Source organism: Xanthomonas sp. WHRI 6106, from assembly GCF_040202405.1.
Classification (GTDB): Bacteria; Pseudomonadota; Gammaproteobacteria; order Xanthomonadales; family Xanthomonadaceae; genus Xanthomonas; species Xanthomonas cannabis.
On the sequence record NZ_JBEGFC010000002.1, the window covers coordinates 292086 to 317798 of the forward strand.

Here is a 25713-nt window from a genome sequence, read left to right on the forward strand (position 1 = left end):
GCACGTCGCACTGCGTGATGCGCGGAGACGCCGGCGACGCAGTGCGATGCCGCAGTGGCCAGCCGGTTGAGACAGGCATGCCGGCAAATACGACAGCCGCCACGCGATCATCCGGTCCGACTTCTCCGTGGCAACCGAGGCACTGCGTGCGCGGGTCGCCCATCCGCACCCACATGCGCTGCAGTTCGTGGACATGCGCCAGTGCGGGCGACCGTCGCTGCAGGCTGCGCGCGGCGAGATCCGGACTGAGCCGCACTGCCCGGGCTGCTACACTCGAACATGTGATCGACGCGCCTTTCCCCCCACGAGGGCCGCATCCATGCTGCGGCTGACTGCCTTATTGCTCGGCGTTGCCCTGCTGCTGACCGGCAGTGGGCTGCTTGGTACCTTGCTCGCCGTGCGCGGTGGCCAGGCCGGCTTCGATGCGCGTGCGCTGGGGCTGATCATGTCCGGCTACTTCGCCGGTTTCTTCCTCGGCACGTTCTTCGCGCCGCCGTTGATCCGCCGCATCGGACATATCCGTGCATTCGCGTTCTACGCATCGCTGGCGGCGATTGCGGTGCTGCTGCATCCGATCTGGCTCGATCCCTGGGGCTGGGGCGTGTTGCGCCTGGTCACCGGCGCGGCGCTGGTCGGCCTGTACACCGTGATCGAAAGCTGGCTCAACGCCGAGCCGGACGCGCGTCGGCGCAGCCGGGTATTTTCGGTCTACATGGCGATCAATCTATCGGCGCTGGCGCTGGGCCAGATCCTGCTCAGCATCGGCGATGCAGGTGCACCGGCGATGTTTACGCTGACGGCGATCCTGATCTGCGCGGCGGTGATGCCGGTGATGACCACGCGGCTGATCCCGCCCGAGGTACCGCAGGTCTCGCGCCTGCGACTGAAAACCCTGTACGCCTTGGCGCCGGTGGCGACGGTTGGTGCCGGCCTTTCCGGACTGGCGATGGGTGCGTTCTGGGGCCTGTTGCCGGTGTACGCCAACCGCATCGGGCTGGATGCCGATGGCGTGGCGATGTTCATGCTCGCTGCCATCGTGGGCGGTGCGGTGCTGCAATGGCCGATCGGGCGCATCAGCGACGGGCATGACCGCCGCATCGGCCTGGTCACGGTGAGCGTACTGGCCGCCGGTATCGCCATCGCTGCCGCCATGCCGATGGTGCAGACGCAGACCACCGTGTTGTTCGTGCTGTTTTTCGTCTATGGCGGGTTGGCGTTTTCGCTGTACCCGTTTGCAGTTGCGCACATGCTCGATTACCTGCCGCGCGAGGACCTGCTGTCCGGTTGCAGCAGCCTGTTACTGGTACACGGTGTGGGTGCGGCGATCGGCCCGGCGCTGGCCGGCGGTGCAATGCAGAAGTTCGGCCCGACCGCCTTGCCGGTATATTTCGCGGTGATGCTGCTGGCGCTAGCCGGCTTCACGCTGTCGCGGCTGCTGCGGTTTGCACGCCGTCGCACCCACCCCATTGCGTTCCGCCCGATGCTGCGCACCACGCCGTCGGCGCTGGAATTGATGCCGGAAACGCAACAGGCCGAAGTGGCACCGAGCAGCACGCGCAGCTGACGACAGCGCGTTTCGTACGCCCCGCTGCATGGCGGCGGATCCTTGCGCATCCATCGTCGCGGCACACGCCGCAACGACCTCCAGGGCGCTTTGATTGCCCGCCGCGCCACGGACAGGCCCGCGACGGCGAACGGCAAGCCCTCCCTGGCGGTGGTGGTGTGCGTGGATCGGACAAGCGGCAACCGCCAAGGCTGCTCCAGCACCGTGCGGCCTTCGAAACTGTCCGGCAGCCTGGATACCGACCGAGCGTCTGCCTGCTCGGATGTACTGCGCAAGCAGCAAGTGCACCAAGCACTGCGCTTACACCTCGCAAGGCATCCCGGCACCGTTGCGATGCCGCCGATGCCGCCGCGGCAACACAGCCACACATTGCAAGGAAGGCTGGGCCGTACAAGTGTCACGCGCGGTCAAGGGCACGGTGCATCAACATTCCAGCAAGCATCGCGGGCACGAACCACAAGGCCTCCACGGAGCCTGTTCCCAACCCGGCAAGCGCAGGCCCCGGGCAATAGCCGGCAAGACCCCAACCAATTCCGAACAGTGCTGCCCCGGCCAGCAACCGGCGGTCTACCGCTCGCGCGCCGGCTAGTTGAAACCTCTCGGCAAACACGGGCCTGTTGCGGCGTAGCACGAAGCGGAACGCGATGGCGGTGGTAGCAACGGCACTGCCGAGGACCAGGACCAAGGATGGGTCGAACTGGCCGAACACGTCGAGGAAACCGAGGACGCGGCGCGCATCGGTCATGCCGGACATCGCCAGCCCCAGCCCGAACAGCACACCGGACAGCAAGGCCGCAAACGAACGCTTCTTCATCGTCAATTCCAGAGGTGTCTGACGACGAACACCGTCGCCATCGCAGTGACCATGAACGTGAGGACTGCGGCCGCGGAGCGCAGCGAAAAAAGACCGAGGCCGCACACGCCGTGACCGCTGGTGCAGCCATTGCCCATGCGGGTGCCCAGGCCTACCAGCAGACCGGCGGCAATCAGGCCCAGGCGAGCATGGTCGCTACGTGGCAGCGGCGCACCTGGAACCAGCCGCAGGTAGAGGCCCGCGGCGACGATCAAGCCAAGCAGAAACATCGCCCGCCACCACACATCCCCTGCCTTTGGAAACAGCAGGCCGGCCAGGATTCCGCTGACGCCGGCGATGCGACCATTCAGCCAGAGCAGAAGCGTTGCGGACAGGCCGATCAGTACGCCACCGGAAAGGGTGATGAGCCATGTCACGATGCGTCGACTCCCAACTGGTTCAAAGGAAGCCGCAAGTACCGGATGCCATTGGCGCTAGGCGGGGGCAACTCGCCCGCACGGATATTTACCTGCAAGGCGGGAAGGATCAGCTTGGGCACTGCCAGGGTGGCATCGCGCTCGGTCCTCATCTTCACGAATGCAGCTTCCTCTGTTCCACCGCCAATATGCACATTGCGCTGCGCCTGCTCTTCCAGCGAGCTCTGCGCGTGCGCCTGGCGTCCGGCAGGCGGATAGTCGTGGCAAAGGAACAGGCGCGTATCACGCGGCAGATCGAATAGCGTGTGGATGGAGCGATACAACTTGCGCGCATCGCCACCCGGGAAATCTGCCCGCGCAGTTCCTGTTTCGGGAGCAAACACCGTGTCACCCACGAACGCCGAATCGCCGATGAGATAGGTGAGGCTGTCATCGGTGTGACCCGGCGTGGCGATTGCACGCGCCTGCAGTTGGCCGATCGCAAACGTGTCTCCATCGACAAACAACCGGTCGAATTGCCGACCATCTGGCGCAAACTCAGGCTCAAGCCCGAACAACGCCTTGAAACGCTCCTGTACGCGGGTGATGCCATGGCCGATGGCCACGCGCGCTCCGGTCATGCGCTTGAGGTAGGCCGCAGCGGTGAGGTGGTCGGCGTGTGCATGGGTCTCCAGGATCCAGTCCACGCGCAGGGCGTGTTGGTCCACGAACGCAAGCACGCGATCTGCCGATGTGGTCTGGGTCCGGGCCTGGGCTGGGTCGTAGTCCAATACCGGGTCGACAATGGCGCACCGTCCGCCGTCCTGGTCATACACCAAATGCGTGAAGGTGGATGTTGCTGAATCGTGGAAGCTTTGAACTTGCGGATTCATCCGGGCCCTCTTGCGCTTTTATTTAGATTTATCTAAATTAGATTTTCCTACACCTATTTTCAAGCAAATTCCAAAGCAAGCAGCCATGAGCCGTTCACCGAAGCAAAAGAGGGCGATCCCGTCTCCCGAAGAGATGTTGCGCTATGCCGATGAGGCGGCAGCGCTGCTCAAGGCCTTGGCGCATCCGGCGCGCCTGCTCGTGCTCTGCCAGCTAGTCGAGGGCGAATCCTCGGTGGGGGACCTGCAGCCAATCACGGGCCTGAGCATGTCGGCGCTCTCGCAACACCTGGCGGTGTTGCGCGAGATGGCCCTTGTCACCACGCGCCGCGAGTCGCAGACCATCTACTACGCGCTTGCCGAGGGCCCGGCTGTGAGCGTCATCGATGCGTTGTGCGCCGCGTATTGCGTTGGCCAGGAATCCCGCCAGTGACCTCACTGCAAATCGTGCTGGCCGCGCTGGCGGGAGGCGCAGTGGGGTTCACGCTTGGGCTGGTCGGCGGTGGCGGATCGATCCTGGCGGTACCGCTCATGGTCTATCTGGTGGGCGTGCACGATCCGCACGTGGCGATCGGAACCAGCGCACTGGCTGTAGCAGCCAACGCGCTGATTGGCCTGACCACTCATGCTCGCAAGCACAACGTCAAATGGCGCTGTGCAGCGGCATTTGCGACAGCCGGCGTCGTGGGCGCATGGTTCGGTGCAACGCTGGGCAAGACGATGGATGGGCAGAAGTTGCTTGCCCTGTTTGCCCTGTTGATGCTGGCCGTGGCCGGCATGATGGTGCGCTCGCGCGGCCGCGGAGGTGACCCTTCCGTGATGTTCAACGGTAGCAATGCGCCCAAGCTGCTGGGGTCCGGTGCAGCCACCGGCCTGCTCTCTGGCTTCTTTGGCATCGGCGGGGGCTTTCTGGTCGTTCCTGGCCTCATCGCGTCGACCGGCATGCCGATTCTGTTTGCGGTCGGCTCCTCACTGGTGGCGGTCAGCGCGTTTGGCCTGACAACCGCCGTGAGTTACGCGAGCTCCGGCTTGGTCGCCTGGTCGTTGGCTGGAATCTTCATCGGCGGTGGGGCGGTCGGCAGCCTGTTGGGCGCGCGTCTGGCCACGCGCCTGGCCCACCGCAATGGCCTGCTCAATCTCGTACTCGCCGGCCTGATCGTTGTTGTTGCGCTCTACATGCTGTTGCGTGCTGCCAGCGCGTTTGGCTGGCTCTAAGCGCAACGCCCGCCCACGTGCTGCCTGAGGCCATTCAATGACGACCCCCATACTGTTTGCCAAAGGCCATTACGCCAGCGGCCAACCGACGCAGTTTGAATTGGCGGAGCTCGCCCGCAAGGGTGTGCGAACGGTGATCAACCTGCGCGCACCCGAGGAGCCGGTGGACTACGACGAAGCGATGGAGGCTGATCGACTTGGCCTGCGTTACGCATCGCTACCGATCGCCGACGCCAGTGATCTTGACCCCACGCGGATACGTGCGTTCGGGCGGATGCTCGATCAGGCCCGCCTCGAGGGCGACGTCTTGATCCACTGCGCCAGCTCCAACCGCGTAGGTGCGATGGTTACGCTTGACCAGGTGTTCAACCGGGGAACAGCGCTTGCCGCGGCACTCGAAGGTGGACGCGCGGCCGGCCTGAAGACACTGGAACCGGCCGTGATCGCACTTGCTCAAACCCAGATACGCAGCGCTGACCCACGCTGTGAATAGGCTTATGATTCGTTGATTGCGCCCTCAAAAAACCATGAGGGCGAAGCCCTTCCAGCACCTGGGGCTGCGCCACCTCTGGCATCTCATGCCAGAGCACCATACCGCGTCGACGCCCAGACAGCGGCAGACGGTCGCCCTGGTAGACGGCCCAGGGGCTGCGTCCATTGGGTGATCGCAGCCGCATCGGTTGCGCGGTCATCATCACGCAACGCAAGCGCGGCAGGCTGCGGCCATTCCCTTCCCCGCCCGCTGGATTGCAATGGATTCGATGTCCTGCCCGCGCGTGCGCCATCCGGCCACGCTTGCCTTGCTGCTGGTTCCGCTGACCTTTCCCGCATACGCACAACAAGCTCCCGACGGCGCCGCACCATCCGCGCCGCTTGCAGACGGCAATGGCACTGGCACTGGCACTGGCGAGCAAGTGTCCACGCTGGACCAGGTGCAGGTGGTCGGCCAGGCGATGACGTATTCCAAGACCACCGTCAGCAAGGAAATGCTGGACCGCCAGTTCGTGCTCGGCAGCGTCAACGATGCGCTCAACGAACTGCCCGGCGTGGTGGTCACCGAGGCCGATGCCTTCGGCTCGTCGGATTGGGGCACCCAGATCAGCATGCGTGGCTTCGTCAGCAATCGCGATACCCAGCAGATCGGCACTACCATCGACGGCGTGCCCAATGGCGGCTCGGCCTATGGCGGCGGCTCCAAGGCCAATCGCTTCATCGACATGCCGGATCTGGAAACGGTGGAAGTGAGCCAGGGCACCGCCGACATCGCATCGCGCTCGAACGAAGCGTTGGGCGGCACCTTGAATTACCTCACCGGCGAACCGCTGGACACCCAGCGTGTGCGGGTGATCGGCGGCATCGGCGACAACCAGGCGCGCAAGTATTACGCGCGCTACGACACCGGCCTGCTCGGCGGCAACACGCGCGCCTGGATCAGCGGCTCGTCGGCGCGCAACGACGACTGGATCGACGGTAGCGGCCACACCAGCCGCGATCACCTGGCCGGCAAATTCGTCAGCGCCTTGGACAAGTGGGCGCTCAGCGGCTACGCGTCCTACGACGATGCCGACGAATCCGAATACACCAGCGTGACGCCGGAGCAGTTCGCGCGCGATCCCGAACACGACCTGCTGACAGGCAGGCTCACCGGCATTCCCTACCTGGACCAGAACTACCGCTCCGGCTCGCGTGCATTACGCAAAAACACGTTTGGCTACCTGCGCGGCGCCTTTGATGGCGGCAACGGCATCAAGGCCACGCTCACCGGCTACGCGCACCGCATGCAGGGCCGCGGCGACTGGATTCCGCCGTATCTGGTGGATGTCACCAACGATGGCGCCGGCGCGCCGGAATCCGAAGCCCGGGGCAGCAACACCGCGTACGCCGGCAGTGACCTGGGCAAGCTGTATTACCTCACGCCCGGCGGCGCGGCTGCGACCATGCTGGCTGGCTGCGCCGGCAGCGATGCGGTGCCGGCCGAATCCAACCCGGCCTGCTATCCGGCCGGCTCGGTGCCGGTGCAGTCGTATCGGCACAGCCACTACGACAACCACCGCGCCGGCGCGATGGCCGATGTGGAATGGCGCGCCGATCTCGGCGCCATCGACAATACCGTGCGCGCCGGCGCCTGGCTGGAGCGCTACGACCGCAGTGTCACCCGCGACTGGCATCGCCTGCTCAACGTCGGCACCAACATCAGCTTCGATCATCAGCCGTACTGGGTGCAGTTCAAGGACAACTACCAGACCGACGAGCAGATGTATTACGTCGAGGACGTGATGCGCTACGGCGCCTTCGCCTGGCGCGTGGGCGTCAAGCAGTTCTTCCTCGACCAGACCCGCGACCGCCGCATCGGCGAGGCGCAGCATGTGGAATCGGATGCGCATTCGGACCCGCTGCTGTCGGCCGGCCTGACCTGGACAACGCCGGTGCAGGGCCTGGAAGCCTTTGCCGGTTACTCGCAGAATTTTGCCGCCATCCCCTCCGGGGTGCTGGGCGAAACCGACCCGATCGCACTGAGCCGGGTCAAACCGGAAACCGCCGACAACGTCGAACTTGGCCTGCGCATCAGCCGCTGGCCGCTGACCGGCAGCGTGACCTTGTACGACATCCGTTTCGACAACCGCATCGTGTATGTGCCAGCCAACTTTGTCAGTGGTATCGACTACCTGGGCGAAACCGATGGCGTGTACGAAAACTTCGGCGGCGTGCATGCACGCGGCGTGGAAGCAGCGCTGGGCTATGGCTGGGACAACGGTTGGCGCATCAACGGTGCCTACACCTATAACAAGGCCGATTATCTGGGCAGCGGCGATGCCGCGCGCGATACCGCATTGGAGATCACCCCCGGTGCGCAGGTGATCGGCCAGCCGCGCAACACCTTGGTGGTGTCGGCCGACTGGCGCGGACAGGCCTGGCGCTTCGGCGTGGCCGGACGCTACCTGGGCAAGCGCTATCTGGACGCGTCCAACCGCGCCGCGCTCGATGGTGTGACGACCTTCAATGCGAACCTGGGGGTGGAGCTGTCGCAGCTATCGTCGCAACTCACCGGCCTGCTGCTGGCACTCAATGTCAGCAACCTCACCGACAAACGCTACCTGGAAGGCGTGGACGGCAGCGACAGCGCGTTCATCGCGGCGCCGCGCACGGTCGGTTTGACGCTGACGCTGGATCTGTAACGGCGGATCGACCGGTGCGTGGTGCACGGGCGCTGCTACTGACTTACGCTAGTCAGAGATTTTTAGGTGCGGGTACTGCGCCCCCATCCGCCCTTCGGGCACCTTCCCCCGCAGGCGGTGGAAGGCAGCGTTTCCCTTCTCCCGCTGGCGGGAGAAGGTGGCGCGTAGCGCCGGATGAGGGCGAGGCCGGCGGGGCATAGACACCAGGGGTCCAGAAAGCCCGCGCCTACGCCTGCAACTAGCTGCTTGCCGACCGTGCCCCATCCGCCGTTCGGGCACCTTCCCCCGCAGGCGGTGGAAGGGACTCGTGAGGGTTCAGCCAATCAGGTGACACGATGATCGATCTTCCCCGCCGCCGCGTTCTGCAGACCGGGCTTGCCGGAGCCGCTGCCGCGCTGCTGCCTCCCAGCATCGCGCGGGCCGCCGCCGTCGCACCGGACCGTCGCAGCGGCACGCTCAACGACCTGCAGCACGTGGTGATCCTGATGCAGGAAAACCGCGCGTTCGATCACTACTTCGGTGCCCTGCCCGGCGTGCGCGGGTTCGGCGATCGCTTTCCGATTCCAGCCCCGCCGCTGCCGGGTGCGTCCTCGCGCACGGTGTGGCTGCAACCCAGCGAGGACGGCAAGCAATGGCTGACGCCGTTTGCACTGGACACCGCCGCGCAGTTCGGCTTCATGCGCGTCAAGGGCACACCGCACAGCTGGCCGGATGCGCAGCAGGCCTGGGACCATGGCCCGCTCGGACATTGGGCCGCCGCCAAGCACGACCATGCGCTGGGCCATTACGGCCGCGCGGATATTCCCTTCCAGTACGCGCTCGCCGATGCCTTCACCATTTGCGATGCGTACCACGCTTCGATCCAGACCGGCACCAATTCCAACCGCGTGTTCCTGTGGACCGGCGGCAACGATCCGCAGGCGCGCGCAGGCGGCCCGGTGATCGGGAATTCGCACGACAACTTTCCGGAACTGGGCGGCTTTGCCGAGCCGTATCGCTGGGCCACCTATGTCGAACATCTGCAGCGCGCGGGTGTGTCCTGGCAGATCTACCAGGACATGGCCGACAACTTCACCGACAACCCGCTGGCCGGCTTCGACGCGTTCCGGCAGGCGTACCGCAATGCCCCTGGCCACGACGCGCAGCTGCGTGCGCGTGGCATCAGCACGCGTGGTGTGCAGCAGCTACGCGCAGACGTGTTGGGCGGCCGGCTGCCGTCGGTGAGCTTTGTCATCGCCGATGCGGCCGGCAGCGAACACCCCGATCCATCCAGCCCCGCCCAAGGCGCGGCCTACACCGCACGCGTGCTGGATGCGCTCACCGCCGATCCGGCGGTATGGAGCCGCACGGCCTTGCTGCTGATGTTCGATGAGAACGACGGCTTTTTCGACCACATGCCGCCGCCCGCGCCACCGTCGCCGGACGCGCGCACCGCCGGTGGATTTACCGGCGCATCCAGCATCGCCACCGACGACGACTACCACCGTCACCCGGCGCCAGGCGAGCAGAAGGTGGATCTGCCCGAGCTGCGCGGGCGCCCGTACGGGCTGGGGCCGCGCGTGCCGATGTATGTGATCTCGCCATGGAGCCGTGGTGGCTGGGTGGACTCGCAGGTGTACGACCACACCTCGGTGCTGCGTCTGCTGGAACGCCGCTTCGGCGTGCCCGCAGCGGAGATCACGCCGTGGCGGCGTGCGGTGTGTGGCGATCTGACCAACGCGTTCGATTTCCGCAGCGCCGATGCACGCCCGTTCGTCGCGGCGCTGCCCGATGTGGGCGATGCGGCAACGCGCGCAGCGGCCCTGCGCGAGCACACGCTGCCGCCGCTGCCGTCTACTTTGCAGCCGCCCGCGCAACCGTTTGGCGTGCGCCGTTCGCGCGCCGTACCGTATCGGCCGAGCGTGCAACTGGCGCAGGTGCCCGAGCGTGGCGAGGTCCGGCTACGCATGCACAACAGCGGCGCGGCGGCGGTACTACATGTCTACGACCGCTACGACCTGGCGGCGATCCCGCGCCGCTATACGGTGGGTGCCGATGCCACGCTGGACGGCGACTGGACCACCTACGATGGCCGTTACGATCTGTGGCTGATCGGCCCCAACGGATTCCATCGCCATTATCGCGGCGACCTGAGCGCCCCGTTGCTGATGACCGAGATCAGCCAAGATCCGGACGACGCCACATCCGTGATGCTATCGCTACGCAATGGCGGCAGCACTGCCGTGCAGGTGGACCTGCAACCAGGCGCGTATGCAGCCGCGCAGCCGCACGAGCGCCTCAGCATTGCGCCCGGCGCGACCGAGCAGCGCCGTTGGAAAGCGGCAGCAACCGGTGGCTGGTACGACCTGTGGGTGCACCACGACGGCGCGGCCCAGCGCCTGGCAGGTCGCATCGAAACCGGCGCCGACAGCGTCAGCGATCCCGCCATGGGTGGACCGGCGCGGTTGCAGCAGGAAAGACCTGTCGCGATCGATGCGCTGGGCCGAGTGGCCGTGCCAGGTTGAATGTTGCCGCTGGCCAGCGGCAACCATCGCTCCGCATCACCGCTGCTGCGTGGAGGAACGTCGCACCCTCCCTCGCCGCAATTGTGCCTGCCGAATCGACATGCACCGCTATCGCCACGTATCGCTTCGGCAGGCTCACCTTTCAAACCATTCCCGCACCGCGACCGCGACTGCCTTCAGCGCCGCATCGCGTGCAGCAGCGTCGACCTTGGCGCCGTTCAAGTACGTCGCCAGCAGCAGCGGCGGCTGGCCCTTCGGCGGCCAGAGGATGGCGATGTCGTTGCGGGTATCGGTGCCGTTGCTACCGGTCTTGTCGCCGATCTTCCAGTCGGCCGTGAGCCCCGCGCGCAGGCAATCGTCGCCGGTGCGGTTGTCGATCATCCAGTCGGTCAGCTGCTTGCGCGAGGCAGGCTGCAGCGCATCGCCAAGCAGCAGCGTACGCAGCGTGGACGCCATCGCAGCAGGCGTGGTGGTGTCACGCAGCTCGCCGGGGGCGAACCCGTTCATCTCCGGCTCGTAGCGGTCGCTGCGGGTCTTGACATCGCCGATGCTGCGCAGGAAGGCGGTCAATCCGGCCGGGTCGCCGACCAGCGGGAACAACAGGTTGGCGGCCGGGTTGTCGCTGTGGATCATCGTGGCCCGGCACAGTTCGCCGACACTCAGCGCGCCGCCGACATGGCGCTCGGTGACCGGGGCATGCTCAAGCATGTCCGCGGCACGGATCTTGACCGGTTGCGCCAGCGTGAGCTTGCCCTGATCCACCCGCTGCAGCACCGCGGCAGCCAATACAAATTTGAAGGTACTGCACATCGGGAAGCGCTCGTTCTCGCGCTGCCCGAGGCGCCAGCCGGGGGCGCTGCCGAGCAGGCTGATGCCCAGGCGACCACCGGTGCCACGTTCGATGTCCGCCCACTGTGCCCGCAGCATGTCGTCCATATTCACCGCCGGACTGAGCGCCAGTGCGGGTCTGGACGCCGCAAACAGCATGCCCGCGCCGGTTGCGTACAAGAACTCTCGCCGATTCAACATGCGTCTGCCTCCTTGAGGGAGCCCGCAGTATCGAGGCGCGTGGCGCAGCCGACCATCGCGATGTTTCGATCCCAGGCATGAATTGAACTAATCTCTCCCGATGCCCCGCCCCCGCCTCCCGCTCAATGCCCTGCGCGCGTTCGAAGCCGCCGCCCGCCATCAAAACCTGACCCGCGCGGCGAACGAGCTGTGCGTGAGCCAGGCAGCGCTCAGCCACCAGATCAAGGCGCTGGAGCAACAGCTGGGCACCAGCCTGTTCCACCGCCTGCCACGCGGGGTGGCGCTGACCGACGAGGGCGCGGCGCTGGCGCCGGTGCTGGGCGAGGCCTTCGACCGCATCGCCGCCACCCTGGAGCGCTTCGCCGATGGGCGCTATCGCGAGGTGCTCAGCGTGGGCGTGGTGGGCACCTTCGCCACCGGCTGGCTGCTGCCGCGATTGCCGACCTTTCATGCCGCGCATCCGGATATCGAATTACGCCTGTCCACCCACAACAACCGGGTCGATCTGGCCGGCGAAGGGCTGGATCTGGCGATCCGTTTCGGCGATGGCGACTGGCAGGGCCAGATCGCGCATGCGCTGATGGAGGCACCGTTTGCGCCGGTGTGCGCGCCCAGCATGGCGCGCGGCCTGCACGCGCCGGCCGATCTGGCGCGGGTGCCGTTACTGCGCTCGTATCGGCTGGATGAGTGGCCGCAGTGGTTTCGTGCCGCGGGAGCGGCGAGCGTGCCCGCGCGTGGGGCCATGTTCGATTCGTCGTTGACGCTGGCCAGCGCCGCGGCGGCCGGCGCCGGCGTGGCGTTGTTGCCATTGCCGATGTTTCGCCAGGACCTGGATGCCGGGCGCCTGGTCTGCCCGTTCCCGGTCACGATCGATGCGGGACGCTACTGGCTGACGCGGCTACGTTCGCGGCCCGAGAGTGAGGCGGGGAGGAGGTTACTTGCATGGTTGTTGGTGGAGCAAAGGCTGGGGTGACGTTGGGTGCGTTCCAGTGGTGATTGCCTGCGTGCACTCGACACAGCCTCTCCTATGCGATGGCTACGCCGCAGCTCACCTGGCCCCTCCATCAGGATGGCTGTCTTCCGCCGCACCCGCACCCCAACCCCTCTGCCGCAGGGAGAGGGGCGTTTCGTCACCAGAGCTGCGGCTTGCACCCTTCTCCCGCCCGGACATTGTCCTCCTTCATGGGGGAGACGGTGGCGCGTAGCGCCGCATGAGGGTGCGGGCGCGAAGCGCAACGCATTCTGCGGCGACTGCCCTACCCACCCGAGCTCATGGCACACCCGATGAGCGGCACATGCTCGGTCCAGACACTGCTCCGTCTACGCATGATGCAGACCATCAAAGCCGTGCACCGCTGAAAACCACCTACGGCAAGCGCGATCGATCAGCACGATCAACACGCAGCAGCATCATCTCGTCCTGCCTTACGCGCCGTCGATCAGCTCCATCCACGCCGCTTCGGCGGCGGCCAGCTGTTGCGCGGTTGTTTCGCGGTCGCGCCCCAGCACCGCCATCTTGTCGCTGTCGGCATAGTTGCCCGGGTTGGCAAGCTCACGATCCAGCGCGGCCAGCGCCGCCTCCAGCTCGCCGACGCGCTTTTCAGCGCTGGCCAGCTTGTGCGGGTTGACGGCCTTCTTCGGCGGCAATGGCTTGGTCGGCGGTGGCGGGGTCGGTGCCGCTTCGGCCATCTTCTGCTTGGTGCCCTGCGCCGCCGGGCGGCTACGCAGCCAGGCGGCGTATTCGTCCAGATCGCCGGCGAATGGCTCGACCACGCCATCGGCCACGCGCCAGAAGCTGTCGCAGACCAGGCCGATCAGATGGCGGTCGTGCGAGACCATCACGATGGCGCCTTCGAAGTCGCTCAACGCCTCGGCCAGCGCCTCGCGCATTTCCAGGTCCAGGTGGTTGGTCGGTTCGTCCAGCAACAGCACGTTGGGCTGCTGCCAGGCGATCAGCGCCAGCGCCAGACGCGCGCGCTCGCCGCCGGAGAACCCATCCACCACCTCGAACGCGCGGTCGCCGGCGAAATTCCATTTACCCAGGAAATCGCGGAACGCCTGGTTGGAACGATCCGGCGACAGGTCGCGGAAGTGGTCCATCGGCGACTGGCCTTCGTGCAGCGACTCCACGGTGTGCTGGGCGAAGTAACCGATACGCAGGTCCGGATGCGCGCTGCGCTCCCCCGCCAACGGCGCCAACTCGCCCACCAACGTCTTGACCAGCGTCGACTTACCCGCGCCATTGGGCCCCAGCAACCCGATGCGGTCGCCCGCCTCCAACCCAAACCCGACGTCGTGCAGGATGACCGTGGCAGCGTCGCCCCCATCCGCCCTTCGGGCACCTTCCCCCGCACGCGGGGGAAGGGAGGTCGGAGCCGGATAGCCGGCCTGCACATGATTCAAGCGGATCAACGAAAACGGCAGCCGATTGGGCTGCGCGAACTGGATGCGGAACTCGCGCTCGGCGCGCACCGCTTCGGTACCGGCCATCTTGGCCAGGCGCTTCATGCGGCTCTGCGCCTGCGTCGCCTTGCTGGCCTGCGCCTTGAAGCGGTCGATGAAGCTCTGCAGATGCGCGCGTTCTGCCTGTTCCTTGTCGTGGGCGATCTGCTGCTGGCGCAGGTGTTCGATGCGCTGGCGTTCGAAATCGGTATAGCCGCCGACATACAGCTTGGCGGTGCCGCCGTGCAGGTGCAGGGTGTGGGTGGCGACGTTGTCGAGGAACTCGCGGTCATGCGAAATCAGCAGCAATGTGCCCGGGTACTTGAGCAGCCATTGCTCCAGCCACAGCACCGCGTCCATGTCCAGGTGGTTGGTCGGTTCGTCGAGCAGCAGCAGGTCGCTGGGCATCATCAGCGCACGCGCCAGATTCAGCCGCACGCGCCAGCCGCCGGAGAACGACGACACCGCGCGGTGGTGCGTATCGGCCGGGAAGCCCAGGCCGTGCAGCAGCTTGCCGGCGCGCGCCTCGGCGTCGTAGGCGCCGAGCTCGGCCATCTTCTGGTGCGCGTTGGCCACCGCTTCCCAGTCTTCGCGCGCGGTCGCGTCGGCCTCTTCCTGCAGCACCGCGGACACCTCGATATCGCCGCCAAGCACGAACGACAGCGCCGGGTCGGGCAGCGACGGGGTTTCCTGCGAAACGCTGGCGGTGCGCACCTTGCCGGGCAGGTCCACGTCGCCCTTGTCGGCCTCCAGCTCGCCCTTCACCGCCGCGAACAGGCTCGACTTACCGGTGCCGTTCCGGCCCACCACGCCGACGCGGTAGCCGGCATGCATGGTCAGGTCGACGTTGGACAACAGCAGACGCTCGCCGCGTCGCATGGAGAAGTTGCGCAGGGAAATCATTGATGGACAGTCCGATAGAACGAAAAGGAATGAGCAGATGAGCAGCATTCCTGCGACGCCATTCTAGCGTTAACGAATAATTAGCGCCTTCAGGTAGGCCGCCGCCGTCTTCGCCCGCTCGCGACCACCCCCTGCCTAGCCTTTAGCGGCCGCACACGGCCCCACAGTTTTCGGAGTTGTCATGACCATCCCCCTTTCCTCGCTTGCGACCGCCGTGGTCGCTGCACTGCTTGCCGCGCCGGCCCTGGCACAGGACGCCGCCGCCCCGGCAACCGCCAATACCCTGGACACGGTGATCGTCACCGGCACCCGCGTGTCCGACCGCACCGTGGCCGAATCGCAGTCGCCGATCGACATCATCAGCGCCGAGTCACTGCAGGCCACCGGCACCCCGGAACTGGCCACCGCGCTGGCGCGTGCCCTGCCCTCGCTGAACTTCCCGCGCCCGGCGCTGAGCGACGGCACCAGCGCGATCCGCCCCGCGCAGCTGCGCGGCCTGTCGCCGGACCAGGTGCTGGTGCTGGTCAACGGCAAGCGCCGCCACACCTCCTCGCTGCTCAACCTCAACGGCACCATCGGCCGCGGCGCCGCGGCGGTGGATCTGAACACCATCCCGGTGGCGGCGATCGCGCGGGTGGAAGTGCTGCGCGACGGCGCCTCGGCGCAATACGGCTCCGACGCCATCGCCGGCGTGGTCAACATCGTGCTCAAGGGCGCGGAGAAGGGCGGCAGCCTGCAGGCCGGGTTTGGCCAGTATTCGGCCGGCGACGGCAACAACTACGAGCTGTCCGGCGACACCGGCGTGGCCTATGGCGGCGACCGCGGCTGGCTGCATGTGGCGGCCCAGCTCAACCAGCAGGACCCGACCGACCGCGCACGCGGCTATGCCGGCGCGCCCAGCGTCTCGCAGCCGGCCGTGGGCCAGAAGGCGTTCAAGATCGGCGACCCGGACGTCAATGCGCAGGCCGCCTCGCTCAATACCGAGTACCAGTTCAGCGACAGCATCACCGGCTATGCATTTGCCACCGCCAGCAACCGCGACATCACCTCGTTCGCGTTCTTCCGCGCGCCGGGCAGCAGCCAGAACATCCTGTCGGTCTACCCGCAGGGCTTTTTGCCGGAGATCCAGAGCTACGCCAAGGACCGCTCGCTGGTGGCCGGCGTGCGAGGGTCGACCGCCAGCGGATGGGATTGGGATGCCAGCTACAACTATGGCTACAACCGCATCGATTTCCACACCCGCAACACGCTCAACGTGAGCCTGGGGCCGACCTCGCCCACCTCGTTCTACGACGGCGCGCTGGAGACCACGCAGAACATCGTCAACCTGGACATCAAGCGCGGCTTCGACTGGGGCCTGGCCTATCCGGTGACGGTGGCCTTCGGCGCCGAATACCGCAACGAAAAGTGGAACCAGTCGCCGGGCGAAGTGGGCTCGTATTTCCAGGCGGGCACGTTGGCCGGTGGCGCGCAGGGCTTCGGCGGCTTCGCGCCGAGTGTGTCGGGCCAGTACTCGCGCAACAGCTATGCGCTGTATGCCGATATCGAAGCCGACTTCACCGACAAGTTCTCTGCCGGCCTGGCCGGTCGCTACGAGGACTACGACGACTTCGGCAGCCAGGCCTCGGGCAAGTTGTCGGGCCGCTATGCGTTCACGGACAAGATTGCCCTGCGCGGCACGGTGTCGTCGGGCTTCCGTGCACCGTCGCTGGCGCAGCAGTATTTCCAGTCCACCAGCACCACCTTCCTGGCCGGCAACCCGAATCCGTTCGAGATCCGCACCTTCCCGGCCGACAGCACCGTGGCACGTGCCTTCGGTGCCGAGCCGCTGGATGCCGAGACCTCGCTGTCCTACAGCCTGGGCCTGGTGCTGCAGCCCACCGATGCGCTCTACCTCACCGTGGATGCGTACCAGATCGATGTGGACGACCGCATCGTGCTGTCGTCCAACCTTACCGGTGCCGGCGTGCGCAGCCTGCTGGAAGCGCAGGGCATCTTCGGCATCAACGGCGGACGTTACTTCACCAACGCGGTGGACACGCGCACGCGCGGGGTGGATGTGGTGGGCAGCTATCGCTGGCAGCTTGCAGCCAGCAGCGTGGACCTGACCGCCGGTTACAACTACTCGGAAACCGAGGTGCGCAGCGTGGCGGCCAACCCGGCGGCGTTGTCGGCCAACGGGCTGAGCCTGGAGCGTATCGACCGCACCGAGCGTGGCCGTATCGAAGAAGGCTTCCCGCGCGACAAGTTCCTGATCAACGGCAGCTGGAACTCCGAGCACTGGACGCTGGCGCTGGGCGCGACGCGCTATGGCAAGTACAGCACCCGCCCGGCTGCGGCGATCAACGACCAGACCTTCGGTGCCAAGTGGGTGCTGGATGCCTCGGCCAGCTACAAGGTCGACCGCTGGACGCTGACGCTGGGCGCGGACAACCTGCTGGACGAATACCCGGACGAGAACAACTTCGCCAACTCCACCAGCGGGCAGTTTCCGTACAGCAACCTGTCGCCGTTCGGCTTCAACGGTGCGTACGTGTACGGGCGCATCAACTACCGTTGGTAAGCGATGCGTGCAGGCAGCGGCAAGCGCCGCTGCCGTCGCGAGGTGCGGCAACGACGGCCCCTGCACGGCGCATGGCGCAGCGGATCTGGCAACGCCGACCGTGCCTTGCGATGCGGGCAGGCTGACGCATTTGCTGGCGTCAGCGCTGCAGCTTCGCCGTTGTCGTTCGACCACACGCCCCGGCCCTGTCCGGGGCGTGTGCGTTCAGGCGATTGCGACACACGCGTCAGCGGCCGCAGGCGCCGGCTGCATCGCACGAGCCGACGTGCACATGGCGCTTCCGTTAGCACGCGGCACCTTGCCGCGCTGTCCGCATACCAGCCGGAACGATGACGGCGCCTGCGCCTGCGCCGTGATATGAGCGGTGTTCCTGTCATTGCCGGAGCATGCAGATGGACGCATCGAACGTGTGTCGCGGTCGCTTGATCGATCACCTGCATCTGGTGGTGCAGGACCTGCCGGCAAGCCGACGTTTCTATCAGGCCGTGCTCGATGCGCTCGGCGTCCCGATCGGCGGCGAGGGCGATGGGTTTTTCTGGGCCGACGAACTGTTCGTTTCCGACCGGCACACCGTCGCGCAAGGCGTCCTGACCGGCCGCCATCATCTGGCCTTCCAGGCCCGCGACATCGCCATGGTGCACGCCTTCCATCAGGCCGCACTCGCCCACGGCGGCCGCGACAACGGTGCGCCGGGCGTGCGCCCCTATCACCCGAACTATTACGCGGCATTTGCGCTCGATCCGGATGGCAACAACATCGAAGCGGTCTTCCATGGGCCTGCGCAACGCAGTGCCGAGATGGTGCAAATCACGTTCTGATGCAGAACTTTCATATCTGTTATCGATGTCCATGATGGTGCAAGCAAACCCGCGGGGTAGTAGGTCCGGTGCAAGCGATGCATCACCGTGGTGCAAGCTGGCACCGTTTTCATACGCTTATTTCCGATGACGGTTGCACGCGCAACGTAACCACAATTTGACACCTGGTTACACGTGGTTAATGGTTGGGAACGCACCGCAGCTGCCGCCACGGACGCGGCCTGGGAGGGGGCCCACTGCGCTGCATCCGTTCCCCACTCGGAGTTGTCACCGCATGAATTGCAAGTCCAGTCCACTCGCAGTCGCTGTCGTTGTCGCCTTGTCGTTTTCCGCTTCAACCGCAGCCGCGCAGTCACAGGCTCCCGCGCAGAAAACCCTCGACACACTGATCGTCACCGGCACCCGTGTGGCCGACCGCACCGTGGCCGAATCGGCATCGCCGATCGACATCATCTCGCCACAGGCACTGGAATCGACCGGCACCACCGAGTTGGCAACCGCGCTGTCACGCGCGATCCCCTCGCTGAATTTCCCGCGCCCGGCCATCTCCGACGGTTCTGACGCAGTGCGCCCTGCACAGCTGCGCGGCCTGTCGCCGGATCAGGTTTTGGTACTGGTCAACGGCAAGCGCTATCACAGCACTGCGCTGATCAACCTCAACGACACCCAGGGCCGCGGCTCATCGCCGGCCGACCTCAACACCATTCCGATCGCGGCGGTGGAGCGCATCGAAGTGCTGCGCGATGGCGCGTCGGCGCAATACGGGTCGGACGCGATTGCCGGCGTGATCAACGTGGTGCTCAAGGGCAGCGGCGAAGGCGGCAGCGTCAATGGCCGCTACGGCAAGTACAGCGCCGGCGACGGCGAGCAGTATCAGCTCTCCGGCGATGCCGGCTTCAGCTTCGCCGGCACCGGCAAGGTGCACCTGGCCGCGCAGGCCGGGCATTCGGACCAGACCAACCGCGCGCTGCCGTTCGGCGGCCGCGTGGAGCAGCGCTACGGCGACCCCGAGATCGACCAGGGCGCCATCTCGTTCAACGGCGAATACAGCCCTACCGATTACCTCACCTTCTACTCGTTCGGCATGGTCAGCCGTCGCGAAGTGCTGTCCAACGGCTATTTCCGTTTCGCCGGCGACAACCGCAACCGCCCGGAAATCTATCCGGACGGCTTCCTGCCGCAGATCTACAACGTCAGCAAGGACGTGTCGTGGGTGGGCGGATTGAAGACCTCCACCGAAGGCGGCTTGAACATCGACCTGAGCTACAACTACGGCCAGAACAATCTCACCTTCGATGTGCGCAACAGCTTGAACAACAGCCTGGGGCTGGCAAGCCCCACCGACTTCCATGCCGGTACGCTGGAAGTGACGCAGAACGTGCTCAATGCCGACTTCACCAAGACGCTCGATTGGGGCCTGGCCTACCCGGTCACGCTGGCGTTCGGTGCGGAATGGCGCGGCGAGAAGTTCAACCAGTCGCCGGGCGATGCTGCGTCATCGGCCAATGGCGGGATTCCCTCCGCGAACGGGGCGTTGATTCCGGGCGCGCAGGTATTCCCGGGCTTCAAGCTCTCCGATGCCGGGTACTACAACCGCAACAGCCACTCGGCATACGTGGACCTGGAAGCGGACCTCACCGAAAAGCTGTCGGCCGGCCTGGCCGGACGCTACGAGAAGTACAGCGACTTCGGCGACACCGCCACCGGCAAGCTGTCGCTGCGTTACGCGTTCACCGACAAGGTGGCGCTGCGTGCCACCGCGTCCACCGGCTTCCGTGCCCCGTCGCTGCAGCAGCAGAACTTCCAGTCGATCGCCACGCAGTTCCTCAACGTGGCCCAGCCCAATGGCAGCGTGACGGCGATTCCGTTCGAGATCGGCACCTTCCGCACCGACAACCCGGCCGCAATCGCACTGGGCGCCGAGCCGCTCAAGGCCGAGGAATCCAAGAACTATGGCCTGGGTGTGGTGCTGCAGCCGGTGGACAACCTGTACATCACCGTCGATGCCTATCGCATCGATATCGATGACCGCATCGTGCTGTCGGAGAATCTCACCTCCACCGCTGCGCGCAACTATCTGCAGGCCAACGGCTTCCCGGGCATCGGTGGCGGGCGTTACTTCACCAACGCGGTGGACACCAAGACCCAGGGCGTGGATGCGGTGGGCACCTACCGCTGGGCGCTGGATGGCGGCAGCGCGGAGCTGACCACCGGCTACAACTACAACAAGACCGAAGTCGAGCGCATCGCCGCCAACCCGGCTGCACTGGAAGCCATCGACCCGGGAGCGGTGCGCATCGGCCGCGCAGAACTGGGCCGCATCACCGAAGGTACGCCGCGCGACAAGTTCTTCCTGGGCGGCACCTGGTCGCCGGGCAACTGGTCGTTCACCGGCACCGCCACGCGCTGGGGCGAGTTCAGCACCTTCGGTACCAACGCCGGCAGCGACCAGACCTATGCAGCCAAGTGGACGCTGGACCTGGCCGCGTCCTACAAGCTGGGCGCGTGGAACTTCACCGTCGGTGGCGACAACGTGCTCAACGAATATCCCGACCGCCAGGAAGCGGGCCTGGGCACGCGCACCTACCTGCCCTACAGCAGCGCCTCGCCGTTCGGCTTCAACGGTGCGCTGGTCTACGCCAACGTGAACTACAAGTGGTGATGGGCTACGCCGGTCGGTAGCGGCCGGCGCCTGCCTTGCACGGCAACGCAGGACCATGCATTGCCAACGCCATCGCGCGTGCGCCATGCACGTGCCGGCCATTGCGTCACACCGCAGATGGATCGCCATGTCCCGCTCGGATGCGCCCGGCAAGGATGCCCGCCGCGTCACACCGGCGTTGCAGATCGCCGCCGCTGCCTCCGTCTGCGCCACTGCAATGCGCGGCATGCAGGCAGGCCAGCCTCCGCGCTCCGCTGCATTTCCCCTGCATCACACGCGTCACCGCTGTTTCCATCATCCCCTTTGAGCCTTGATTCCCATGCACACCACCAACGCACTTTCGCTGGCGATTTCAGTCGCACTCACGGTCTGTTCGTTCGCTGCCAGTGCGCAGTCGCAATCGACCGAACCGCAGAAAACCCTGGACACCCTGATCGTCACCGGCACGCGCGTCAGCGACCGCACCGTGGCCGAATCCGAATCGCCGATCGACATCATCACCGAGCAATCGCTGCAGGCCACCGGCGCCACCGACATCGCTACCGCGCTGGGCAAATTGCTGCCCTCGCTGAACTTCCCGCGCCCGGCCATTTCCGACGGCAACGACGCTGCCCGCCCGGCAACGCTGCGCGGGCTCTCGCCCGACGCGGTGCTGGTGCTGGTGGACGGCAAGCGCTATCACACCTCTTCGCTGATCAACTACAACCCGTACGTGGGTCGCGGCTCGGCCCCGGCGGATCTGAACTCGCTGCCGATGTCGGCGATTGCACGCATCGAAGTGCTGCGCGACGGCGCCTCGGCGCAGTACGGCTCCGATGCCATCGCCGGCGTGGTCAACATCGTGCTCAAGCACGGGGCCGATGCCGGCAGCAACAGCGTGTCGATCAACGGCGGCCTGATGGACAAGGGCGATGGCGCGCAGAACGGCATCGACGGCTCGATCGGCCTGCCGTTCGGCGGCACCGGTGGCGATAGCGCACCGGGCTGGGTGCGGCTGTCCTGGAACTACCAGAACACCATGGACACCAACCGCAGCGAGAACACCAACCGCGCCACCACCATCGCCGGTGCGGCCAACCCCGGCGGCGTGCCCTACCAGCGCCACGGCGATCCGGATTCGACCTTCTACCAGGGGCTGGCCGCCTTCGGCTACGCGTTCTCGCCGAACGTGGAGCTGTACGGCCATGTCAGCGCGAGCCGGCGCGAAGTCACTTCCAACGGCTACTACCGCGCCTTCGACAACACCAGCCGCAACGTGCAGGCGGTATATCCGAACGGGTTCCTGCCGCAGATCTACAACCCGGTCAACGACCGCTCCGCGGTGCTGGGGCTGAAGGGCACCACCGCCAGCGAATGGAACTGGGACGTGTCGGCCACGTACGGCAAGAACGACATGAGCTTCAACATCCTCGACAGCATCAACACCAACCTGTACTGGACCACCGGCAGCTCGCCGACCCGCTTCAATTCCGGCGGTTTCGAGATCGAGCAGGGCGTGGTCAATCTGGACATCAACAAGTCCTTCGACTGGGGCCTGGCCTATCCGGTCAATGTCGCCTTCGGTGCCGAGCATCGCCAGGACCGCTACGAGATCACCGCCGGCTCGCCGGACTCGTATTTCTTCGACCCGAATACCATCAATCCCGACACCGGCGCGCCCTACCCCGGTGGCGCGCAGGTGTTCTCCGGCCTGGAGCCGTCGGTGGCCGGCCGCTTCGGCCGCCACAGCAATGCGGTCTACGCCAACCTGGAAGCGGATCTGACCGACAAGCTCTCCGGCGGCATCGCCGGGCGCTACGAGAAGTACAGCGATGCCGGTTCCACCCGCTCGGGCAAGCTGTCGGCGCGCTATGCCTTCACCGATACGTTTGCGTTGCGCGCCACCGTCTCAAACGGCTTCCGCGCGCCGTCGCTGGCACAGCAGAACTACGCCTCGGTGGTGACCCTGATCCAGGACGGCGAGCTGGTGCAGGTGGGCACCTACCGCACCTCCGATCCGGTTGCCGTGGCGCTGGGCGCACGCCCGCTGAGCCCGGAAAAATCCTCCAACTACAGCCTGGGTGGCGTGTGGCAGCCCACCGCGGACTTCACTTCCAGCCTGGACGTCTACCAGATCCGCATCTGGGACCAGATCCTGTATTCGGACCAGCTGCAGCTGGCGCAGCCGATCGGCCAGGTGGCGGCGGTGCAGTTCTTCGTCAACGGCGCCACCAGCCGCACCCGTGGCGTGGACTGGATCAACAGCTACCAGGCCGACCTGGGCAGCTACGGCAAGCTCAATCTCAGTGCCAGCGCCAACTACAACAAGACCACCATCCTGGAGCTGTCCAACCCGAACTTCGGGCGCGCCAGCCAGGGCCTGCTCACCGATGCCACGCCGCGCACCAAGTACATGGCCGCCGCGGATTGGTCGATCGGTGGGTTTGCGCTGAACTTCAATGCCACCCGCTACGGCGCGATCAAGCGCATCAGCGACCCGGCCGATGGCAGCCAGGACCAGACCTACGACGCACGCTGGCTGCTGAATCTGGCCGCCAGCCAGACCTGGAACACCTTCACCTTCACCGTGGGCGCGGACAACCTCACCAACCAGTACCCGACCAAGGCGCAGCTGACCACCGCCTACGACGATCGCGCCGGCGGCCTGCAGTATTCGTCGCTGTCACCGTTCGGCTTCAATGGCCGTTACTGGTATGGCCGGGTGACCTACCGGTTCTGATCGTCAATTGAGCCGCCTGCGCTGACCGACACGTCGGTCGGCGCAGGGTGCAGGCATCACCGGTCGGCGGTGATGCCTGTTTGTTCGCGTCGACGCCTGCATCGGCCCATGCGCTACGAGCGGCCATGCCTTTCCATGGCATCACCAGGACGCCAGCAAGGCGTCCACGCCCCGCAGGTTGGAGCGGTCGTTCCAGGTCAGCGTGTCAAGCTGTTCCAGGCGCAACGCCGGCAGATGTTCTAGCAGTGCCGCAAGCGCGGCTTCCAGTTCGATCAAGGCCAGCCGGTTGCCCAGGCAGTGGTGAATGCCGCCACCGAAGGACAAGGCACGGCCCTGTTGCCGGCGGATGTCCAGCAGATGCGGGTCGGTGAACTGCGCCGGATCGTGATTGGCCGCACCCAGCATCAGGTACACCATGGCGCCCTCGTGCAGGGTCACGCCATCGACCTCGAACTCCTGCAGCACCGTGCGTGTGGCCATCTGTACCGAGCTGTCGTAGCGCAGGCATTCGAGCACCGCATTGGGCATCAGGGCGGGGTTCTGCTTGAGCAATGCCAATTGGTCCGGATGCCGATGCAGGGCCACCAGCGCATTGCAGATCATGTTGGAGGTGGTTTCGTGGCCGGCGAAGAACAACAGGATTACATTGGAGACGATCTCGTCGTTGCTCAAGCGGCAGCCATTGTCTTCTGCGCGGATGAAGCGGGAAATCAGGTCATCGCCGTCGGCGCTCCGGCGCTGCTCGATCACGTCCTGGAAATAACGCTCCAACTGCAGGTACGCCGCACTGGTGGCCTGCAGCTCATCGGGCGTCATCATCGGGTCGAACACCTTGGCCAGCGCGCTGGTGGCATGCCCCACCGTGGTGGCGTCGGCCGCATCGATATCCAGCATGCGGCAGATGATGCGCACCGGTAGCGGGAATGCGAACTCCTGCAGCACATCGCAATGGCCGTTGGCGTGGAAGCTGGCGATCAGTGCGGTGGCGGTGTCGCTGGCCACCTGGCGCATGGACTCGATCTGCCGCGCACTGAAGGCCTGGGTCATCAGGCCGCGCAGGCGCGTATGCGCCGGCGGATTGACCAGCAGGAACATGCGGCTCATTCCCTGGAACAACGGCATCTGCGGCGCATCGTCGCCATAGCGCAGGCGAATGCTCTCCAGATAATCGCGGCCCACGCGTCGGTCGCTGAGCAGGCTGTCGACCACGCTGTAACGCCCGCTCATCAGCCGGCGCTCGGCCACTTCCACCAGCGGCCCCTCGTCGCGCAGGCGCGCATAGGTGGGATAAGGGTCCTGGCGAAACTGTGGGGTAGCGAGATCGCGAAGGTGCATGGCCTGGGCTCGTGGGGCCTGGTCGCCGGGCGCGGCGACAAGGTGTGGACGTGAGGAAGATGCGAGGCGTGTGCGCCGCAACGCCCGGATTGTCGGCCGCCGTCGCGCGTGCGCCATGCCCTGGCGCGAAGCCTTGTCGTCAAACTTGAATCGATGTGCTGCAGCGATGCAGTTGCGTGATCGAGCGCGTGGTCCCGATACGCGGTTGCAGCACCTTGCGGCCGCAGGCGACGACGCGCGCGTTGGGCGCGTGCGGGCAACCGGCCGCCACCGTGAAGTGCGTTGTTACATCCAGCGCAGTGCTCATGCAGAACAGTGTGCGCAACCGCACCATGTGCACGGGCGCGTCAGCTGCGCATCCGCACCTCGCCTGGTCATGCCGCGCCGCGCCACGCACACTGGCTTGCGCCACCAGTCGTACACCTGGCAAGGGTCCGCGGCGTGGCGAAAAAGTTGCCACTGCCCTGATGCCTACAGGTGCGTTGCCAGCCTGCGCCGCATGTCGCATCGCGTTAATCATGCGCTGTGTACTATGGGCGTCCGGCCAACCGGACCAGCAACGCGGTCCTGTTCCCCTCGCGCCGACCTCAGCCATGACCATGCAATGCCCGCAGGCGACGCCCGGCGCAGTGCCGTTGGCTGGGCCTGCCCGCCTCGTTCTCCCGGACACTCTCACAACGGATT

The 25713-nt window shown here is 66.0% G+C and carries 17 protein-coding genes; 11 read left to right on the forward strand and 6 right to left on the reverse strand.

What is annotated here, in order from left to right; genetic code table 11:
- Positions 1–319: 319 nt before the first annotated feature.
- Positions 320–1564 (forward strand): MFS transporter, encoded by a 1245-nt coding sequence (locus ABQZ09_RS04505; RefSeq protein ID WP_349776209.1) that lies wholly within the window; start codon positions 320–322, stop codon positions 1562–1564.
- Positions 1565–1961: 397 nt separating this feature from the next.
- On the opposite strand, the gene ABQZ09_RS04510 is transcribed toward ABQZ09_RS04505, so the two are convergent.
- Genes ABQZ09_RS04510 through ABQZ09_RS04520 form a run of 3 tightly spaced genes read right to left on the reverse strand, consistent with a single transcriptional unit; the run spans position 1962 to position 3666 of the window.
- The gene (locus ABQZ09_RS04510; RefSeq protein ID WP_184556747.1) at positions 1962–2378 is read right to left on the reverse strand and encodes a DUF6691 family protein; all 417 of its coding nucleotides are present in this window, start codon (positions 2376–2378) and stop codon (positions 1962–1964) included.
- Positions 2379–2380: 2 nt separating this feature from the next.
- Complete coding sequence (locus ABQZ09_RS04515) at positions 2381–2794, reverse strand: YeeE/YedE family protein (RefSeq protein WP_184556750.1); 414 nt, start codon at positions 2792–2794, stop codon at positions 2381–2383.
- Positions 2791–3666: an MBL fold metallo-hydrolase gene (locus ABQZ09_RS04520; protein ID WP_184556753.1), complete on the reverse strand. Its 876-nt coding sequence runs from the start codon at positions 3664–3666 to the stop codon at positions 2791–2793. The genes ABQZ09_RS04515 and ABQZ09_RS04520 overlap by 4 nt, the downstream gene beginning before the upstream one ends.
- 85 nt (positions 3667–3751) lie before the next feature.
- On the opposite strand from ABQZ09_RS04520, the gene ABQZ09_RS04525 reads away from it, so the two are divergent.
- The 5 genes from ABQZ09_RS04525 to ABQZ09_RS04545 all read left to right on the forward strand — a co-directional run bounded on the left by ABQZ09_RS04525 (position 3752) and on the right by ABQZ09_RS04545 (position 10558).
- A complete protein-coding gene (locus tag ABQZ09_RS04525) occupies positions 3752–4096 on the forward strand; it encodes an ArsR/SmtB family transcription factor (RefSeq protein WP_184556756.1) in 345 nt (114 codons plus the stop codon).
- 5 nt (positions 4097–4101) lie between these two features.
- A complete protein-coding gene (locus ABQZ09_RS04530; protein WP_221205606.1) occupies positions 4102–4878 on the forward strand; it encodes a sulfite exporter TauE/SafE family protein in 777 nt (258 codons plus the stop codon).
- Positions 4879–4915: 37 nt separating this feature from the next.
- Positions 4916–5371, forward strand: a complete 456-nt coding sequence (locus tag ABQZ09_RS04535; RefSeq protein ID WP_349776210.1) for a protein tyrosine phosphatase family protein — start codon at positions 4916–4918, stop codon at positions 5369–5371.
- A 259-nt stretch (positions 5372–5630) separates the two neighbouring features.
- Positions 5631–8054 carry a TonB-dependent receptor gene (locus tag ABQZ09_RS04540; protein ID WP_349776211.1) on the forward strand — a complete coding sequence of 808 codons (2424 nt, stop codon included), beginning with the start codon at positions 5631–5633 and terminating at the stop codon, positions 8052–8054.
- 335 nt (positions 8055–8389) lie between these two features.
- Positions 8390–10558 (forward strand): phosphocholine-specific phospholipase C, encoded by a 2169-nt coding sequence (locus ABQZ09_RS04545; RefSeq protein ID WP_349776212.1) that lies wholly within the window; start codon positions 8390–8392, stop codon positions 10556–10558.
- 135 nt (positions 10559–10693) lie between these two features.
- On the opposite strand, the gene bla is transcribed toward ABQZ09_RS04545, so the two are convergent.
- Complete coding sequence (gene bla / locus ABQZ09_RS04550) at positions 10694–11587, reverse strand: class A beta-lactamase (RefSeq protein WP_349776213.1); 894 nt, start codon at positions 11585–11587, stop codon at positions 10694–10696.
- A gap of 100 nt (positions 11588–11687) precedes the next feature.
- On the opposite strand from bla, the gene ampR reads away from it, so the two are divergent.
- On the forward strand, positions 11688–12560 hold the full coding sequence (ampR, locus tag ABQZ09_RS04555) for a LysR family transcriptional regulator AmpR (protein WP_349776214.1): 873 nt from the start codon (positions 11688–11690) through the stop codon (positions 12558–12560).
- A gap of 452 nt (positions 12561–13012) precedes the next feature.
- Here ampR and ABQZ09_RS04560 read toward each other — a convergent pair whose 3' ends face one another.
- Positions 13013–14932, reverse strand: coding sequence for an ABC-F family ATP-binding cassette domain-containing protein (locus ABQZ09_RS04560; RefSeq protein ID WP_349776215.1), 1920 nt, complete (start codon positions 14930–14932; stop codon positions 13013–13015).
- A 181-nt stretch (positions 14933–15113) separates the two neighbouring features.
- On the opposite strand from ABQZ09_RS04560, the gene ABQZ09_RS04565 reads away from it, so the two are divergent.
- From ABQZ09_RS04565 to ABQZ09_RS04580, 4 genes are all read left to right on the forward strand, one after another.
- On the forward strand, positions 15114–17495 hold the full coding sequence (locus ABQZ09_RS04565; protein ID WP_349776216.1) for a TonB-dependent receptor plug domain-containing protein: 2382 nt from the start codon (positions 15114–15116) through the stop codon (positions 17493–17495).
- A gap of 392 nt (positions 17496–17887) precedes the next feature.
- The gene (locus tag ABQZ09_RS04570; RefSeq protein ID WP_047695575.1) at positions 17888–18313 is read left to right on the forward strand and encodes a VOC family protein; all 426 of its coding nucleotides are present in this window, start codon (positions 17888–17890) and stop codon (positions 18311–18313) included.
- A gap of 274 nt (positions 18314–18587) precedes the next feature.
- Positions 18588–20975, forward strand: coding sequence for a TonB-dependent receptor plug domain-containing protein (locus ABQZ09_RS04575; protein WP_039405639.1), 2388 nt, complete (start codon positions 18588–18590; stop codon positions 20973–20975).
- Between the two features lie 319 nt (positions 20976–21294).
- Positions 21295–23694 (forward strand): TonB-dependent receptor plug domain-containing protein, encoded by a 2400-nt coding sequence (locus tag ABQZ09_RS04580; RefSeq protein WP_349776217.1) that lies wholly within the window; start codon positions 21295–21297, stop codon positions 23692–23694.
- Between the two features lie 141 nt (positions 23695–23835).
- Here ABQZ09_RS04580 and ABQZ09_RS04585 read toward each other — a convergent pair whose 3' ends face one another.
- Positions 23836–25029 (reverse strand): cytochrome P450, encoded by a 1194-nt coding sequence (locus ABQZ09_RS04585; RefSeq protein WP_349776218.1) that lies wholly within the window; start codon positions 25027–25029, stop codon positions 23836–23838.
- Positions 25030–25713 lie beyond the last annotated feature (684 nt).

Bases quoted from the DNA above. Each gene is read 5' to 3' on its own strand.
- ABQZ09_RS04505 (WP_349776209.1), top strand. From the start codon at position 320: ATGCTGCGGCTGACTGCCTTATTGCTCGGCGTTGCCCTGCTGCTGACC.
- ABQZ09_RS04510 (WP_184556747.1), bottom strand. From the start codon at position 2,378: ATGAAGAAGCGTTCGTTTGCGGCCTTGCTGTCCGGTGTGCTGTTCGGG.
- ABQZ09_RS04520 (WP_184556753.1), bottom strand. From the start codon at position 3,666: ATGAATCCGCAAGTTCAAAGCTTCCACGATTCAGCAACATCCACCTTC.
- ABQZ09_RS04525 (WP_184556756.1), top strand. From the start codon at position 3,752: ATGAGCCGTTCACCGAAGCAAAAGAGGGCGATCCCGTCTCCCGAAGAG.
- ABQZ09_RS04535 (WP_349776210.1), top strand. From the start codon at position 4,916: ATGACGACCCCCATACTGTTTGCCAAAGGCCATTACGCCAGCGGCCAA.
- ABQZ09_RS04540 (WP_349776211.1), top strand. From the start codon at position 5,631: ATGGATTCGATGTCCTGCCCGCGCGTGCGCCATCCGGCCACGCTTGCC.
- ABQZ09_RS04545 (WP_349776212.1), top strand. From the start codon at position 8,390: ATGATCGATCTTCCCCGCCGCCGCGTTCTGCAGACCGGGCTTGCCGGA.
- bla (WP_349776213.1), bottom strand. From the start codon at position 11,587: ATGTTGAATCGGCGAGAGTTCTTGTACGCAACCGGCGCGGGCATGCTG.
- ampR (WP_349776214.1), top strand. From the start codon at position 11,688: ATGCCCCGCCCCCGCCTCCCGCTCAATGCCCTGCGCGCGTTCGAAGCC.
- ABQZ09_RS04560 (WP_349776215.1), bottom strand. From the start codon at position 14,932: ATGATTTCCCTGCGCAACTTCTCCATGCGACGCGGCGAGCGTCTGCTG.
- ABQZ09_RS04565 (WP_349776216.1), top strand. From the start codon at position 15,114: ATGACCATCCCCCTTTCCTCGCTTGCGACCGCCGTGGTCGCTGCACTG.
- ABQZ09_RS04570 (WP_047695575.1), top strand. From the start codon at position 17,888: ATGGACGCATCGAACGTGTGTCGCGGTCGCTTGATCGATCACCTGCAT.
- ABQZ09_RS04575 (WP_039405639.1), top strand. From the start codon at position 18,588: ATGAATTGCAAGTCCAGTCCACTCGCAGTCGCTGTCGTTGTCGCCTTG.
- ABQZ09_RS04580 (WP_349776217.1), top strand. From the start codon at position 21,295: ATGCACACCACCAACGCACTTTCGCTGGCGATTTCAGTCGCACTCACG.
- ABQZ09_RS04585 (WP_349776218.1), bottom strand. From the start codon at position 25,029: ATGCACCTTCGCGATCTCGCTACCCCACAGTTTCGCCAGGACCCTTAT.